We start from the raw sequence: 14,973 nt of genomic DNA, 5'->3' as shown, positions 1-14,973 counted from the left end.
TCTCGGGACTTCACTGGCTCGGGACATGGATCGGGAGGCTGGCGGCTTGGACCTGTTCAAGCCGGGGCAGGGGCAGACCTGCCGGGGTTGCGGCGCGACTCTGACCGAGGAGGTTGCCGATCTTGGCCTGGTGCCGCTCTCGGTCGACCCTGTACGGGCCGCCGCCGGCGTTCGTACCGTGTGTGCCCCGCTGCGTGCCTTTGTCTGCGGCGACTGCCGGCTGGTGCAGGTGGCCTCCGGCGGTGCCGTCCTGCGTGACCCGGCGCCCTGCCCGCCCGACGGCTTCGCCGGCATTATCGCCACGCGGCTTCGGCTCGGCCCCGGCACGCCGGTCGCCGCCTTCGATGCCACGGTGCTGGCCCCTTTCCGCGACCGCGACATCCCGGCCCAGGCCGTTCCCACTGGCGCGCTCAGCGCGCTCCGGCTGCGGGAGGCGCTGCCGCCTCCGGTCCTGTTGCTGGCCGGGCCGTTGCTGGCAACGGCCATGGACTTGGCCGATGCGCTGGCCGGGGTCCGCGCGCTGCTCGCTCCGGGCGGCGTTGCGGTTTTCGACATCCCTGATTTGATGGCCCGGCTCGCCGGCAACCGCTTCGACCTGCTGGCCCATGCGGTGCCGGCACTGCCCTCGCTTCTGGTGGCCGAGATGCTGCTCTGGCAGCACGGGCTCGTGCTCTTCGAGATCGAGGCCGTGCCGGGCCCCGGTCCCTGGCTCCGCCTGCTGGTCCGGCACGAGGAGGACGCGACCAAGCCGATCGCCGGCACCGTGCTGGGGCGGCGGGAGGCCGAGCGGGCGGCCGGGCTGGAAGGCCCCGCGGCCTATCACCGCGCCGCCGTGGCGGTGGCGGAGGCAAGGCTCGCGGTGCTCGACCTGCTGGTCGGCGCCCGGCGGGACGGGCGGGTGGTCGCCGGCTTCGGCGCCGGCACTGCGGCGGCGACCCTGGCCGCGGCAACCGGGCTCGGCCCCGGTTTGATCGGCTTTACCGTGCATCCGGAGGTCGGTCAGAGCGGGCTCGAACTGCCGGGCAGCCAAGTGCCGATCCTGCCGCCGGCGGCCCTGGACGAGGTGCAGCCCGACCTGCTGCTGGTGCTGGACGGCACCGCGGCCGTTGCAGCGCGGGCGGAGCTCGCGCGCCACTGCCGCTGGGATGGCAGGCTGGCGCTGCCGCTGCCGGTCCTGACCATCGTTTGATGTCGGCCATCCGTCTGAACGACTTCGTGCGCACCCGTCTGGCCGAGGCGCGGTAACGTTCCAGCCTGAAGGAACGAAGCCGCGATGACGGGAGCCGGAACCATCGAGGTCCGGCGGCTTTTGCACCCCGCCAGGCGCCCGGCCCGAAGGGACCATCACCTGCGGCCGGAAACACCAGGAGCGCGCATGAACCTCATCCAGACCCGCAGCCCAGCGGGCAGCTCGAACCCGACCGAGGCGCGCTTCGCGGCGGTGCGTGGCCGCACCGAGATGTTGGCGGCACCGCTTTCGGCTGAGGACCAATGCATCCAGTCCATGCCGGATGCCAGCCCCGCCAAGTGGCACCGGGCACATACCACTTGGTTCTTCGAGACTTTCCTGCTGATCCCGCATCTGCCGGGCTATCGCCGCTTCGACGAGCGTTTCGGCTTCCTTTTCAACTCCTACTACGAGGCCGCCGGCCCGCGGCATGCACGGCCACGGCGGGGCATGCTGACCCGGCCCTCGGCAGAGGAGGTCTCGGCTTATCGCGCGCATGTCGATGCCGGCATGGCGGCGTTGCTGCGCGACCCGCCGCCCGAGGCACTGCCGCTGGTCGAACTCGGCCTGCAGCATGAGGAGCAGCACCAGGAACTGCTGCTGACCGACATCCTGCACGCGCTGTCGCAGAACCCTTTGCTTCCGGCTTATGACCCGGACTGGCGGGAGCCGCGCGCCGCGACCGGCGAGCCGCGCTGGCTGGACTTGCCGGAGGGTGTCGGCGAGATCGGCCATGCCGGTGCTGGCTTCGCCTTCGACAACGAAGCACCCCGCCATCGCACTTGGATCCCTGGTTGCCGCGTCGCCGACCGGTTGGTCAGCAATGCCGACTGGTTCGGCTTCATCGCGGATGCCGGCTACCGGACGCCGACCCTCTGGATGAGCGATGGCTGGGCCGCCTGCGCCTCCGAGGGCTGGGAGGCGCCGATGTACTGGCAGCGCGGCGAGGCCGGCTGGCTGCAATATACCCCGGCCGGGCTTCGCCCAGTCGACCCTGCCGCGCCGGTCCGCCACATCTCCTGGTACGAGGCCGAGGCCTTCGCCCGCTGGTCCGGCAAGCGGCTGCCGACCGAGGCGGAATGGGAGGTCGCCGCGGCGCTGCCCGGCTTCCGCGACGCTGCCGGCATCGGCTGGCAATGGACCGCCAGCGCCTACCTTCCCTATCCCGGCTTCCGTCCCTGGGAGGGCGCGGTCGGCGAGTACAACGGCAAGTTCATGATCAACCAGATGATCCTGCGCGGCGGCTCGCTGGCCACTCCGCCTGGCCACACCCGACCGAGCTACCGCAACTTCTTCCCGCCCGGGGCGCGCTGGCAATTCAGCACGCTGCGTCTGGCGGAGGATGCGGCATGAGCGGCGCGCTCGCTCGCGACGCAGCGGAGGCACAGCGCGCCGCGCTGGTCGCCGATGCCGTCGCCGGGCTCTCCGCTCCGCGCAAGACGCTGCCCTGCAAATGGCTCTACGATGCCGAGGGCGCCCGGCTCTTCGAGGCGATCACCCGGCTGCCAGAATACTATCCGACGCGGACCGAAACCAAGATCCTGACCGAGCAGGCCGAGGCAATCGCGGCGGCGATCGGCCCTGGTGCCGCGGTGGTGGAATTCGGGCCTGGTGACGGTGCGAAGGCCGAGTTGCTGCTTGCCGGGCTGCACGCCCCGGCTGCCTATGTCCCAGTCGACATCGCGCCCGAATGGCTGGAGGCCGCGGCTTCCCGCGTCGCCTCGGCGCGGCCCGGCCTGCCGGTGCTGCCGGTGGTCGCCGACTTCACCCAGGGCTTTGCCCTCCCGAAGCGGATCGGCGCGGCGCCGCGGCTCGGCTTCTTTCCCGGCTCCACCATCGGCAATTTTGAACCCGCCGAGGCGACAGCTTTCCTACGGCGGGCCCATGCAAGCCTCGGCGCGGGGTCGCGCATGCTGCTCGGCGCCGACCTGGTGAAGGAGGTCGCGGCGTTGACGGCAGCCTATGACGACGCCGCCGGGGTGACCGCGGCCTTCGACCTCAACCTGCTGCACCGGTTGAACCGCGAGGCCGGGGCCGATTTCGACCTGACCGGCTTTGCCCATCGCGCGGTCTGGAACCCGGCGCTGGAGCGGGTGGAGATGCATCTCGCCTCGCTCCGGCCGCAAGTGGTGCGGCTGGCGGGGCGGAACTTCCGCTTCGCCGAGGGCGAGACCATCCATACAGAGAGCAGCCACAAATACCGACCCGAGGGGCTGGAGGCGCTGGCCAGGGCAGCCGGCTGGCGTGCGGCGCGGATGTGGAGCGACCCCCGGCGGCTCTTTTCGGTTTGGCTGCTGGAGGGGTGGGCGCCTCTGGCTGGGGCGGCCATGCGCTGCTGAAAGCGATCGTGGCAGGGCCGGACACCCTGGCGCGGGAATCTGCTTTCGGAACAACGGCCTGCAGCGGTGCCGCGTTCACCTTTGAACGCAAACCGCTATAGGCTGCGTCACATGCCCCGAACCGACATCGCCAGCCATCGTGGCGGCGCCTTCCTCTGGCCCGAGAACAGTGCCTTGGCCTTCCGCCGAGCCCTGGCGCTGCCCGCCGAGCAACTCGAGCTCGACGTCCACCTCTCCGCGGATGGCGCGGTCGTGGTCATCCATGATGCGATGCTGGACCGCACCACCGATTCGACCGGGCCGGTGCGCGCCCGGACCCTGACCGAGCTGCGCCGGGTCCGGGTGCGGGGCACCGGCGGGGAGCCGCCGCCGACGCTGGCCGAGGCTGCCGCCCTGACCCGCGACGCCGGCCGCATCCTGCGGCTTGAGGTGAAGGCGGATGCCGAGGGCCGGCCTTATCCCGGCATCGTCCCGGCCTGCCTGACGGTTCTCGACGCTGCCGGGATGCGCAGCCGGACCGTGGCGATGAGCTTCCAGCCGATGACCGCCGCCGAACTCGCCGCCGCCGACGGCCTGTTGCGGACTGTGCTGCTGCTGGAAGCGAGACCCTGGCGCGGCATGGGCCTGGCGGGCGCCGTCGCCCTCGGCCGCCACAGCGGCGCGGCAGAGATCGGTCTGCCTGTCGGCGAACTGGATGCGGCGGCGGTCGCCGGTTTCCGCGCCGCCGGGCTCGGCATCGGCGCCTGGGGCGCGAACCATCCCGCCAGCATTCGGCAGGGACTTGAGCTCGGCCTCGACGCGATCGCCACCGACGACCCGCCCTTGGCACTTCGGCTGCGGGGCTAAGGCAGCATGGGCGGGGTTCGACCCATTGAGCCCGGCCGGACGATCTATAGCTCGCGAGTTTTACCTTGAAGGTTGGGTGCCTGATTGCCCAACCGCGCCGGACGCCGCGTAAAACTCCAGCAACCCGCCTGGTTCAGACCCTTCCTGCCTTGGTGGGCGTGGCATCCCGGCTCGCAACCCGCTCCGGCGCTCTGCTGCCCTGTGAGACCACTTGATGAGACCATCCCAGAGATCCTTGCCCGGTCGTTCCGCGGCCGCGGCGCCGGCCCAGCCCGGCCTGTCCGAGCCTGAGCTGCGCCTGCGCCTGGGCCTCGCGCCGGACAATGCGGTCCTCTGGCAGCAGCTCGGCCAACATTGCGCCGCCAGTGGCCGCATGGCCGAGGCGGCGGAGGCCTTCGGAAAGGCAATCCAAGCAGGCGCCTCGGCCATCGCCCTCGCCGTTCCGCATGCCATGGCGCTGAGCGGGGCAGGCCGTGCCGAGGAGGCCCTGGCGGTCGCCCGCGCGGCACAGGCGAAGCGGCCGAAGGACGTCCTGCTGACCAACCTGCTCGGCATCATGCAGAAACGGGCCGGCCGGCTGCGGGAGGCGCAGGCGACCTTCGAGGCGGCCCGCAAGCTCGATCCCCGCGCCGTTTCGGCCTGCCAGAACCTCGGCAACCTGCACGACCAGCTTGGCCGCTTCAGGGAGGCAGCGGCGGCCTATCAGGCCGGGCTGCGGATCGAGCCCCGCAACGCGGACCTGCTCCGGCTGCTCGGCCGCACCCTGCGGACGGCGGGCGACCACGCGGCGGCGGTGGCGGCCTTCGAGCGTGCCATGGCGCTGGGCCCGCCGCATCTCGACCTGCTGACCGATCTGGTCGGCACCCTCGTCGACATGGGCGAGACCGACCGCGCCTTCGGGATGATCGAGCGTGGCCGCAAGCTGCGGGGGGGCGACCCGCGGGTCGATATCCTGGAGGCCCGCCTGGCCCTGCGGCTGGGCCGGCCGGAGGAGGCGCGCGCGCTGGTCGAAAGAGCGCTGGCAGTGGCGCCGGGCGATGCGGATGGCGCCGTGCTGCTGGCGCGGCTGCATGGCGAAGGCAACCTGGAAGCGGCGAACGGCGCGCTGCGCCGGGGGCTCGCGGCCAACCCGGAATCCGTCGTGCTGATCACCCGGCTGATCGAGAACCTGACCCGCAGCCGCTACGGCGACGAGGCGCAGCACCTGCAGGAAGCCTATGAACTGTCCTGCCGGCTGCTGCAGAGCAACCCCGGCGCTGCCCTGATGCATGCCAAGCCGCTGCGGACCGCCTTCCTGCGCTGCCTGGATCACGACCGGCTGGATGCTTGCGGCCGGCTCGTGGACATCGCGCCGCGCTGGATCGCCGATGGCGAGATCGCCGGGTTGCACTACGAACTCGGCAACGTCCGCACCCTGCAGGACAGGCTGGACATCGTCGAATGGCATCGCGCCTGGGGCCAGCGCGAAACGCGCGCGATCACCCCGCTGGCTCTGCCGACGACGCCGGCTTTGGCCACCGGCCGGAAGCTCCGCATCGGTTTCATGTCGAGCGACCTGCGCGACCACCCGGTCACCTATTTCGCCCTGCCACTGCTGGAGCAGTACGACCGCGACCGGGTAGAGGTCTTCTGCTACTCGTTCAACGAGCGCGAGCGCGACCCGGTTCAGGCGCATATCGAACAGCAGGTCACCGGCTTCCGCTGGTGGCCTCGCCGCCCCTCTGCCGAGGTCGCCGCCGGGATCGCCCAGGATGGCCTCGACATCCTGTTCGAGCTCGGCGGCACCACGGCGATGAACAAGCTGGACGTCATGGCCTATCGCCCGGCGCGGATCGGCGCGAGCTGGCTCGGCTATCCGCATTCGGCGGGGCTGGAGACGATCGACACCATCCTCGTCGATCCCTACATCAAGCCGGACGATCCGCGACTGCTGATCGAGCGGCCTTTCGAGCTGGCCGAAAGCTGGGTGGCGCTGAGCCCCATGGGGTTCCGCGACGTGCCGATCGAGGAGAGCCTGCCCGAGGAACGCCGCGGCGCGCTGACCTTCGGCACCATGAACAACCCCTACAAGTTCACCCGCGCCTGCCTGGATGCCTGGGCGGCGGTGCTGCGGGCAGTGCCGGATTCGCGCTTCCTCTTCGTCCGGCCGGAAGCCCGGACGCCGGCCTTCGTCGCCAATGTGCGCGCCGCCTTCGCCGCACGCGACGTCGATCCCGACCGGATCGACTATGTCGGCGTGCGTGGCCGGCACATGCCGCACTACAACGCGATCGACATCGCGCTGGACAGCCTGCCGCATGTCGGCGGCACCACCACCTGCGAGACGCTGTGGATGGGGGTGCCCTGCGTCTCCCTCGTCGGCCCGGGCTTCCCCGAGCGGCTGAGCTATTCGAACCTGACCAATGCCGGCCTCGGCGACCTGGCGGTCTTCAGCGTCGAGGACTACGTCCAGACGGCGGCGGCGCTGGCGGCGGACCGCAGCCGGCGGCGCCTGCTGCGACACGGGCTGCGCGACATGATCCGCAGCCATCCGCTCGGCCAGCCCGAGCGCTTCCTCCGCGCTTTCTATGCCAAGGCCGAGGAGGTTGCGCGCGCATGAAGGCGGTGATCCTGGCCGGCGGCCGCGGCACGCGGATCTCGGAGGAGACCTCGCTGCGGCCGAAGCCGATGGTCGAGATCGGTGGCTGGCCGATCCTCTGGCACATCATGAAAATCTACGCGGCGCACGGCGTCACCGACTTCGTCGTCTGCCTCGGCCACAAGGGCTGGCAGATAAAGGAGTACTTCCTGAATTATCGGCTGCATGCCTCGGACCTGTCGATCGACCTCGCCTCGGGCCGGGTGGATGTCCTGCGGCCAGCGGCCGAGCCCTGGCGCATCGCCCTGGTCGATACCGGGGAGGACAGCATGACCGGAGGCCGGCTGAAGCGGATCGCGCCCTATGTGGTGGACGAGCCGGCCTTCTGCATGACCTATGGCGATGGCCTCTCGGATGTCGATATCGGTGCGCTGATCGAGTTCCACCGGGCGCATGGCCGGCAGGCGACCGTCACCGCGGTGACGCCGCCTGGCCGATTCGGCGCGCTGGCGCGCGAGGGCGCGGCCGTGGAGGCCTTTGTCGAAAAGCCGGCCGGCGATGGCGGTACCATCAATGGCGGCTTCTTCGTCCTGTCGCCCAAGGTGCTGGGCCGCATCGAGGGCGATGCGACGACCTGGGAAGCCGAGCCGCTGCAATCCCTGGCCCGCGACGGCGAGCTGATGGCCTACGACCACAAGGGCTTCTGGCAGGCGATGGACACGCTGCGCGACCGCGACCAGCTGGAACGGCTCTGGGCCAGCGGCCGGGCACCGTGGCGGCAATGGTGATCCCGTCGCGCTCGTTCTGGGCCGGGAAGCGGGTGCTGGTCACCGGCCATACCGGCTTCAAGGGCGCTTGGCTGGCCCTCCTGCTGTGCCGGCTCGGCGCTAGGGTGACGGGCATCGCGTTGCCACCGGAACCCGGGCCGAATGCCTTCGAGCTGCTGCGGGTCCGGCCCCTGATGGCGGCCGACCACCATGCCGATATCCGCGATGGCGAGGCCCTGGCGGCGCGGCTGCGCACGCTGCGGCCCGAAGTCGTGCTGCATCTGGCGGCACAGGCCTTCGTCGGCCGCGGCTATGCCGAGCCGGCCATGACCTTCGCCGCCAATGTCGATGGCACCATCCACCTGCTGGAGGCGATGCGCGGCCTGCCCGGCGTCGCTGCGGCGGTGCTGGTCACCTCGGACAAGGTCTATCGCAACGACGGCGCCGGCCGCGCCTTCCGCGAGGGCGACGCGCTCGGCGGTGCCGACCCCTACAGCGCGTCGAAGGCGGCGGCGGAGATCGCGGTCGCCGCCTGGCGCGCATCCTTCGGTGCCGCGCTCCCGCCGCTCGCCACGGCGCGGGCCGGCAACGTCATCGGCGGCGGCGACTTCGGCGCGCAGCGGCTCATCCCCGACCTGGTGCGCGCCGCCAAGGCGGGGCAGCCGCTGCTGCTGCGCCGCCCGGATGCGACGCGGCCCTTCCAGCATGTGCTGGACGTGCTGCGTGGCTACTTGCTGCTGGCTGAGCGGCTGGCGACCGGGGAGGCGCCGCCGGCGTTGAATTTCGGCCCCGCCGATGGGGAGATCCGGGTGCGCGACCTGATCGCCGCCTGGGGCGCACCGGTGGACTGGCGGCAGGAGGACGGTCCGGTCATGTCGGAGGCACCTCGCCTCGGCCTCGATTCCAGCTTGGCGGCCGGGACGCTGGGGTGGCGCCCGCTGCTCTCGACTCCCGGGGCGATCGCCGAGACGGCGCGCTGGTATGCCGCCTGGAGGAATGGCGGGGATGTGCAAGCGGAGGCCATGGCGAGCATCGACCGGCTGCTGCCTGCATGAGCGGCGCGCGTCCCGTCACTGCCTGCCGCGCCTGCGGCGGCCGGCTCGGCCTGACCTTTTGCGACCTTGGCCATCAGCCGGTCGCCAATTCCTATGTTCCGCCGGACCGGGCGGGCGAGCCGGAGCCGGCCTTTCCGCTCCGCGCCGTGGTCTGCGATGCCTGTCGCCTCGTCCAGCTCGACACCGTGGTCGACGAGCGCGGGATCTTCACCGACTACGCCTATTTCTCCTCCATGTCCTCGACCTGGCTGGACCATGCTGCGCGGTTCTGCGCGGGCGTCGCCCGGCGGCTGGCACTCGGCCCCGGCTGCTTCGTGGTCGAGGTTGCCAGCAACGACGGCTACCTCCTGCGCAACTTCGTCGCCGCCGGCATTCCCTGCCTCGGCGTTGAGCCGGCGGCGAATGTCGCCGCGATTGCCCGTGCCGCCGGCGTGCCGACCGAGGCACGCTTCTTCGGCCGCGACGCCGCCCGTGACATCCTCGGCGCACGCGGCGGCCGGCCGGCCGATCTGGTGATCGCCAACAACGTACTGGCGCATGTCCCCGACCTCGACGACTTCGTCGGCGGCCTGGCGCTGCTGGCGGGACCTCGCGGCGTGGTCTCGATCGAGGCGCCGCACCTGGTTGCGCTGGTCGACGGCGTGCAGTTCGACACCATCTACCACGAGCATTATGCCTATTGGTCGCTACTCTCGATGGAGGCGGCGCTGGCGCGGCAGGGCCTGCGGGTCTTCGACGTCGAACGGCTGGCGACACATGGCGGCTCGCTGCGCGCCCTGTCGGCCGCTGCCGAGCAGCCCCCTTCCGCGGCCCTGCTGTCGGTGCGGGCGGAGGAAGCGGCGCGCGGCCTCGGCGACGATGCCTTCTACAGCGGCTTCGGCCCACGCGTGCGGGCTGTGCTGGACGGGTTGCGCGCCTGGCTGGACGGGGCCGCGGCCGAGGGCCGCCGTGTCTGCGCCTACGGCGCCGCAGCCAAGGGCAATACGCTGCTGAATGCCACCGGCGTGACCGCCGCGGATATCCTGGCGGTGGCCGACCGCAGCCTTGCCAAGCAGGGACGGCTGATGCCGGGCAGCCGCATCCCGGTGGTCTCGCCCGAGGCAATGCTGGCCCTGCGGCCGGACGACATCCTCATCCTGCCCTGGAATATCGAAGCCGAGGTGGCCGGCCAGTTGCGTGCCGCCGGCTTCACTGGACGGTTGGTCGTCGCGGTGCCGCAGCTAACCATGCGGGGTGCGCCGGAATGAGATTCCACGAAACCCGGCTGCCGGGCGTGGTCGAGGTGCTGGCGGAGCCCGCCGCCGACCCGCGCGGCCGCTTCCTCCGCACCTGGTGCGCCGAGAAATTCGCCGCCGCCGGTCTCGACTTCCGGCCCCTGCAGTCCAGTATTTCGGAAAACCGGGCGCGGCACACCTTGCGCGGGATGCATTGGCAGGCGGCGCCGGCCGAGGAGCGCAAGCTGGTGCGCTGCCTGCGCGGCGCTGTCTTTGACGTCGCGGTGGACCTGCGGCCGGACTCGCCCGCCTACCTGCATTGGGTGGGCGTAGAACTTCGGGCTGCAGAGCATAACGCGTTGCTGATCCCGGCCGGCTGCGCGCATGGCTTCCTGACCCTGACCGACGACGCCTGGCTGGAATACATGATCGATGCGCCGTACCGGCCTGATGCCGGACACGGCGCCCGCTGGGACGACCCGGCCTTCGGCATCGCCTGGCCGGCGCCACCCGCCGTCATCTCCGAGCGCGACGCGCAATGGCCCGACCATGCCTGAACGCCTGCTGCTGACGGGGGCCAGCGGCTTCGTCGGCCGGGCAATGCTGGAACCGCTGGCGGCCCGTGGCTTCGAGGTGCATGCGGTGGCGCGGCAGCGGGGCGAGGGCGGCGCGACATGGCACGCCGCCGATCTGCTGGATGCGGGCGCGATGCGCGCGCTGCTGCGCGATATCCGGCCGTCCGTGCTGGTGCATGCCGCTTGGTATGTGGCGCACGGGGCATTCTGGACCGCGCCGGAGAACGCTGCCTGGGTCGAAGCCTCCACCGCGCTCGGCGAGGCCTTCGCCGGGCGGCGCATGATCGGCCTCGGCAGCTGCGCCGAGTACGACTGGGCGGGGGAAGGGGTGACACCCTGGCCGGAGACCCGTCGCATCGCTCCCGCGACGCCCTATGGCAAGGCCAAGGCCGAGCTCTGCCGGCACTGGATGGGCCTCGGCCAACGGCGCGGCATCGCCGTGGCCTGGGCGAGGCTATTCCACCTGTTCGGCCCGGGCGAGCATCCCGACCGCTTGGTGCCGGCGGTGCTATGCGCGCTTCGGGCGGGGCGCGTGGCGGCTACCGGTTCCGGCCGACCGATCCGAGACTTCGCCTGCACCGGCTTTCTCGGCCGCGCCCTGGCGGCGCTGGCGGCGAGCGATGTGGTCGGGCCGGTAAACGTTGCCTCCGGCCAGCCGGTGACGATCCGTGCGGTGGTGGAGGCGATCGGCCGCATCACCGGCCGCGCCGACCTGCTGCGGCTCGGCGCGCTGCCCGACCGGGCCGAGCCGCCCTTCATCGTCGCCGACACGACGCGACTCCTGCACGAGGTCGGCTTCACCGAACGCGCCGATCTGGAAAGTGACTTGGCGGGGCTGTCCTAGCGGCGACGGATGCCGTTCAGCGCGAGCTCGGTGTGCAGCGCGACGAGTTCCGCCTTGCCGAGTCGACCGTTCGGCCGGTACCACGTGCAGATGCCGGTCAGCATGGCCAGCATGGCGAAGGCGGTGACCGGGATGTCGGCGATGTCCAGCTCGCCGGCATCGACGCCCTCGCGCAGGAGCGCCATCAGCCGCGCCTCATAGCCCGCGCGCATCGCCACGATCCGCGCATGATTGGCCGGGTCAAGCGCGCGCAGCTCGAAATTGGCGATGTAAACCTCATGCCGCCTCTCCGTATGGTAGAGGACGTGATGGCCGATGAAGGCGCGCAGCCGGTCCATCAGCACCGGCCCGGCCGCCGCCACCGCCGCATCCGTCGCGGTCAGCAGCGCCGTCATGTGCTCCTGCATCAGGTCGGATAGCAGTGCCTGCTTGCTGACGATGTGGTTGTAGAGCGAGCTAGGCTGGATCCCGACCTGCGCCGCTAGGTCGCGCAGGTTCATCGCCGCGAAACCCTGGCGGTAGATCAGCCGGAGCGCCACGCGCCGGATCGCCGCTGCGGTGCGCGCGCCGTTGGAGCCCGTGATTCGGGCCATTTCCTCTCCCCTGCCGCGATCTCGGCCGGCGCAGCCTCCGTCACATGGAGACTTGCAGTCAATCTGGAAACTAACGTACCTTCGTTTCCAGCAGGGCAGTCAAGTCCCTGCCGGGAGGATACGGATGACGCGACAGCAGGACAGCCATGTCCGCCGCCCCGGCGCTGCACCGCAGCATTCCCGCGCGGCCGCGCGCTCTGCCCATGGCGGCTGATACCGGCACGGCCGTCGCGCCGATCCTGGCCGCCGAGCATGTCTCGCTGCGCTTCGGTGGCGTTCGCGCGCTGACCGAAGTCTCCTTCGAGGTCCGGCGCGGCGAGGTATTCTCCATCATCGGTCCGAATGGCGCCGGTAAGACCTCGATGGTCAACTGCATCTCCGGCCGCTACCGCCCGACTGAGGGACGGATCCGCTTCGACGGTGCCGACATCACCCGCGTGCCGACACGGAAGCGCGCCGCGGTAGGGATAGGCCGCACCTTCCAGAACCTGGCGCTGTTCGGCCACATGACCGTGCTCGACAACATCATGGTCGGCCGCCACCACCTGCTGAAGCACGGCTTCTGGACCGGCATGCCGTATTGGCTCGGCGGCGCCCAGCAGGAGGAGATCCGCCATCGGCGCGAAGTCGAGGAGATAATCGATTTCCTCGAAATTCAGCATGTCCGGAAGGCAACTGCCGGCACGCTCTCCTACGGGCTGCGGAAGCGGGTCGAGCTGGCGCGGGCAGTGGCGCTGAAGCCGAAGCTGATCCTGTTGGATGAACCAATGGCCGGCATGAACCTAGAGGAGAAGGAGGACATGGCTCGCTTCATCCTCGACCTCAATGAGGAATGGGGCATGACCGTGCTGATGATCGAGCACGACATGGGCGTGGTGATGGATATCTCGCACCGGGTGATGGTGCTCGATTTCGGCCGCAAGATCGCCGAGGGCACGCCGGAGGCCGTGCTGGCCGACCCGCATGTCCGCCGCGCCTATCTCGGCGAGGCGGATGAGGTGGTGCACGACCTCGACGAGCCGGTGACGGCATGAGCGACGCGGATACGCTGCCCAAGCTGCTGCGACGCAACGCCCGCGGCTTCCCGCACGAGGTGGCGTTGCGGGAGAAGGAGTTCGGCATCTGGCGCAGCATTACCTGGGCGGACTATGAAGCCCGCACGCGGGCCTTCGCGCTCGGCCTGGGAAAGCTCGGCCTCGGTGCAGGCGATGTGATCGGACTCATAGGCGACAACCGCCCGGACTGGATCATGGGAGAAATCGCGGCTCATGCGATCGGTGCCCAGTCGCTGGGCGTCTACCGCGACGCACTTGAGGACGAGGTCGCCTACCTGTTGGCCTTCGCCGGTGCCAAGGCGGTGATCGCCGAGGATGAGGAGCAGGTGGACAAGCTTCTCGGCATCAGCGACCGCGTGCCGAGCCTGCGGCACATCATCTACTGCGATCCGCGCGGAATGCGGAAGCATGAGGATCCGCGCCTGCTGCCCGTAGCTGAGCTGGCCGCGCGGGGTGAAGCGGTGCACCTGGATCGGCCCGATGCCTGGGAGGCGATGGTCGCAGCCACGCGCGCTGACACCATAGCCATCCTCTGCACAACCTCGGGTACCACGGCGCGGCCGAAGCTGGCGATGCTGACCAGCGGCGCGATGGTGCGGCATTGCGCAGCCTACCTGCAGGCCGATCCCAAGGGACCGCAGGACGAGTACGTCTCCGTCCTGCCGCTGCCATGGATCATGGAGCAGATCTACTGTATCGGCTGGGGTCTGCTGGCCCGGATGAAGGTGAACTTCGTCGAGGAGCCGGAGACAATGATGGCCGACTTCCGTGAGATAGGTCCAACCTTCGTGCTGTTCGCGCCGCGCGTCTGGGAAGCCATCGCCGCCGAGGTCAGAGCGAAGGTGATGGACGCCTCGCCCTTCAAGCGGCACATGTATGAGCTGGGCACCAGGCTGGGCCTGGAGGCGTTGGACCGGCACCAGCGATCCTTTGCCGCCGACCAGTTGCTGTTCCGCGCGCTGCGCGACCGGCTCGGCTTCACCAACCTGACTTCCGCCGCAACCGGCGGCGCCGCGCTCGGCCCCGACACCTTCCGCTTCTTCCAGGCGATGGGCGTGCCGCTGCGTCAGATCTACGGCCAGACCGAGACGCTCGGCGCCTATACCGTCCACCGCCCGGGCGAGGTGAACCAGGACACTGTAGGCGTCGCCTTCACTGCCGAGATCGAGACGCGGATCGATAGACCGGACCAGAATGGCCTCGGCGAGATCGTCACCCGCCACCCCAACATGTTCTCCGGCTATCTCGGCATGGCGGAAAATCCCGACCTGCGCGACGGCTGGCTGCATACCGGCGATGCCGGCTATTTCGACCAGGTGGGCCACCTGGTGGTGATCGACCGCATCAAGGACATCGCCACCACCAGCCGCGGCGATCGCTTTTCCCCGCAATATATCGAGAACAAGCTGAAGTTCAGCCCATACGTGGCCGAAGCCGTGGTGCTCGGCGATGGCAGGCCGCATCTCGCGGCGATGATCTGCATCCGTTTCCCAATCGTCTCCAAATGGGCCGAGCGCAACCGCATCGCCTTCACCACCTATACCGACCTGGCCTCCAGGCCCGAGGTAACGGCGCTGCTGCAGGCTGAGGTGGCAAAGGTAAACGCCACCCTGCCCGAGCCGCAGCGGATCCAGGATTTCCTCCTCCTGTACAAGGAGTTGGACGCGGATGACGACGAGCTGACCCGCACCCGCAAGGTGCGCCGGGGCGTCATCAATGACAAATACGGCACGATCATCGAGGCGATGTACCGGGGCGATGCGGCGATCCCGGTCGATACCACCATCGCCTTCCAGGACGGCACCAGGCAGCGCATCCGGACGACCCTGAAGGTGGTCTCGATGCGGCCGGCGCCCGCCATGGCAGCGGAGTAGGGCGA

13 protein-coding genes are annotated in these 14,973 nt (G+C 70.2%); 12 read left to right on the top strand and 1 reads right to left on the bottom strand.

The window, feature by feature from the left end; translation table 11 throughout:
- Positions 1-46 precede the first annotated feature (46 nt).
- From E2C06_RS14230 to E2C06_RS14185, 10 genes are all read left to right on the top strand, one after another.
- Positions 47-1,189, top strand: coding sequence for a hypothetical protein (locus tag E2C06_RS14230; protein WP_165982389.1), 1,143 nt, complete (start codon positions 47-49; stop codon positions 1,187-1,189).
- 186 nt (positions 1,190-1,375) lie between these two features.
- A complete protein-coding gene (gene egtB / locus E2C06_RS14225; RefSeq protein WP_133289269.1) occupies positions 1,376-2,581 on the top strand; it encodes an ergothioneine biosynthesis protein EgtB in 1,206 nt (401 codons plus the stop codon).
- On the top strand, positions 2,578-3,567 hold the full coding sequence (egtD, locus tag E2C06_RS14220) for an L-histidine N(alpha)-methyltransferase (RefSeq protein WP_133289268.1): 990 nt from the start codon (positions 2,578-2,580) through the stop codon (positions 3,565-3,567). The genes egtB and egtD overlap by 4 nt, the downstream gene beginning before the upstream one ends.
- 111 nt (positions 3,568-3,678) lie before the next feature.
- Positions 3,679-4,413: a glycerophosphodiester phosphodiesterase gene (locus tag E2C06_RS14215; RefSeq protein ID WP_133289267.1), complete on the top strand. Its 735-nt coding sequence runs from the start codon at positions 3,679-3,681 to the stop codon at positions 4,411-4,413.
- A 235-nt stretch (positions 4,414-4,648) separates the two neighbouring features.
- Complete coding sequence (locus E2C06_RS14210; protein ID WP_165982388.1) at positions 4,649-7,012, top strand: tetratricopeptide repeat protein; 2,364 nt, start codon at positions 4,649-4,651, stop codon at positions 7,010-7,012.
- Positions 7,009-7,779: a glucose-1-phosphate cytidylyltransferase gene (gene rfbF, locus E2C06_RS14205; protein WP_133289265.1), complete on the top strand. Its 771-nt coding sequence runs from the start codon at positions 7,009-7,011 to the stop codon at positions 7,777-7,779. Before E2C06_RS14210 ends, rfbF begins: the two co-directional genes overlap by 4 nt.
- Positions 7,773-8,813, top strand: coding sequence for a CDP-glucose 4,6-dehydratase (gene rfbG / locus E2C06_RS14200; RefSeq protein WP_133289346.1), 1,041 nt, complete (start codon positions 7,773-7,775; stop codon positions 8,811-8,813). Before rfbF ends, rfbG begins: the two co-directional genes overlap by 7 nt.
- Entirely contained in the window at positions 8,810-10,060 is a 1,251-nt protein-coding gene (locus E2C06_RS14195; RefSeq protein ID WP_133289264.1) for a class I SAM-dependent methyltransferase, read from the top strand. Before rfbG ends, E2C06_RS14195 begins: the two co-directional genes overlap by 4 nt.
- Positions 10,057-10,584: a dTDP-4-dehydrorhamnose 3,5-epimerase family protein gene (locus E2C06_RS14190; protein WP_133289263.1), complete on the top strand. Its 528-nt coding sequence runs from the start codon at positions 10,057-10,059 to the stop codon at positions 10,582-10,584. Before E2C06_RS14195 ends, E2C06_RS14190 begins: the two co-directional genes overlap by 4 nt.
- Complete coding sequence (locus E2C06_RS14185; RefSeq protein ID WP_165982387.1) at positions 10,577-11,446, top strand: NAD-dependent epimerase/dehydratase family protein; 870 nt, start codon at positions 10,577-10,579, stop codon at positions 11,444-11,446. Before E2C06_RS14190 ends, E2C06_RS14185 begins: the two co-directional genes overlap by 8 nt.
- On the opposite strand, the gene E2C06_RS14180 is transcribed toward E2C06_RS14185, so the two are convergent.
- Positions 11,443-12,039: a TetR/AcrR family transcriptional regulator gene (locus E2C06_RS14180; protein ID WP_133289261.1), complete on the bottom strand. Its 597-nt coding sequence runs from the start codon at positions 12,037-12,039 to the stop codon at positions 11,443-11,445. The two genes, E2C06_RS14185 and E2C06_RS14180, sit on opposite strands and share 4 nt — an antisense overlap.
- A 146-nt stretch (positions 12,040-12,185) precedes the next feature.
- Here E2C06_RS14180 and E2C06_RS14175 point away from each other — a divergent pair, with 146 nt between their 5' ends.
- Both E2C06_RS14175 and E2C06_RS14170 read left to right on the top strand, forming a co-directional pair.
- Positions 12,186-13,073, top strand: coding sequence for an ABC transporter ATP-binding protein (locus tag E2C06_RS14175; RefSeq protein WP_456305180.1), 888 nt, complete (start codon positions 12,186-12,188; stop codon positions 13,071-13,073).
- Entirely contained in the window at positions 13,070-14,968 is a 1,899-nt protein-coding gene (locus E2C06_RS14170) for an AMP-binding protein (RefSeq protein ID WP_133289260.1), read from the top strand. The genes E2C06_RS14175 and E2C06_RS14170 overlap by 4 nt, the downstream gene beginning before the upstream one ends.
- The last annotated feature ends 5 nt before the right edge of the window (positions 14,969-14,973 follow it).

This window comes from Dankookia rubra (assembly GCF_004355005.1).
In the GTDB taxonomy this organism is placed as follows: domain Bacteria; phylum Pseudomonadota; class Alphaproteobacteria; order Acetobacterales; family Acetobacteraceae; genus Paracraurococcus; species Paracraurococcus ruber_A.
The sequence above is the reverse complement of the archived record's forward strand: the minus strand, read 5'-3'. Positions and strand labels throughout refer to the sequence as shown.

Coding starts and splice junctions, on each gene's coding strand:
- E2C06_RS14170 (WP_133289260.1), top strand. CDS start 13,070: ATGAGCGACGCGGATACGCTGCCCAAGCTGCTGCGACGCAACGCCCGC.
- E2C06_RS14175 (WP_456305180.1), top strand. CDS start 12,186: ATGTCCGCCGCCCCGGCGCTGCACCGCAGCATTCCCGCGCGGCCGCGC.
- rfbF (WP_133289265.1), top strand. CDS start 7,009: ATGAAGGCGGTGATCCTGGCCGGCGGCCGCGGCACGCGGATCTCGGAG.
- E2C06_RS14185 (WP_165982387.1), top strand. CDS start 10,577: ATGCCTGAACGCCTGCTGCTGACGGGGGCCAGCGGCTTCGTCGGCCGG.
- E2C06_RS14180 (WP_133289261.1), bottom strand. CDS start 12,039: ATGGCCCGAATCACGGGCTCCAACGGCGCGCGCACCGCAGCGGCGATC.
- egtB (WP_133289269.1), top strand. CDS start 1,376: ATGAACCTCATCCAGACCCGCAGCCCAGCGGGCAGCTCGAACCCGACC.
- egtD (WP_133289268.1), top strand. CDS start 2,578: ATGAGCGGCGCGCTCGCTCGCGACGCAGCGGAGGCACAGCGCGCCGCG.
- E2C06_RS14195 (WP_133289264.1), top strand. CDS start 8,810: ATGAGCGGCGCGCGTCCCGTCACTGCCTGCCGCGCCTGCGGCGGCCGG.
- E2C06_RS14190 (WP_133289263.1), top strand. CDS start 10,057: ATGAGATTCCACGAAACCCGGCTGCCGGGCGTGGTCGAGGTGCTGGCG.
- E2C06_RS14215 (WP_133289267.1), top strand. CDS start 3,679: ATGCCCCGAACCGACATCGCCAGCCATCGTGGCGGCGCCTTCCTCTGG.
- rfbG (WP_133289346.1), top strand. CDS start 7,773: ATGGTGATCCCGTCGCGCTCGTTCTGGGCCGGGAAGCGGGTGCTGGTC.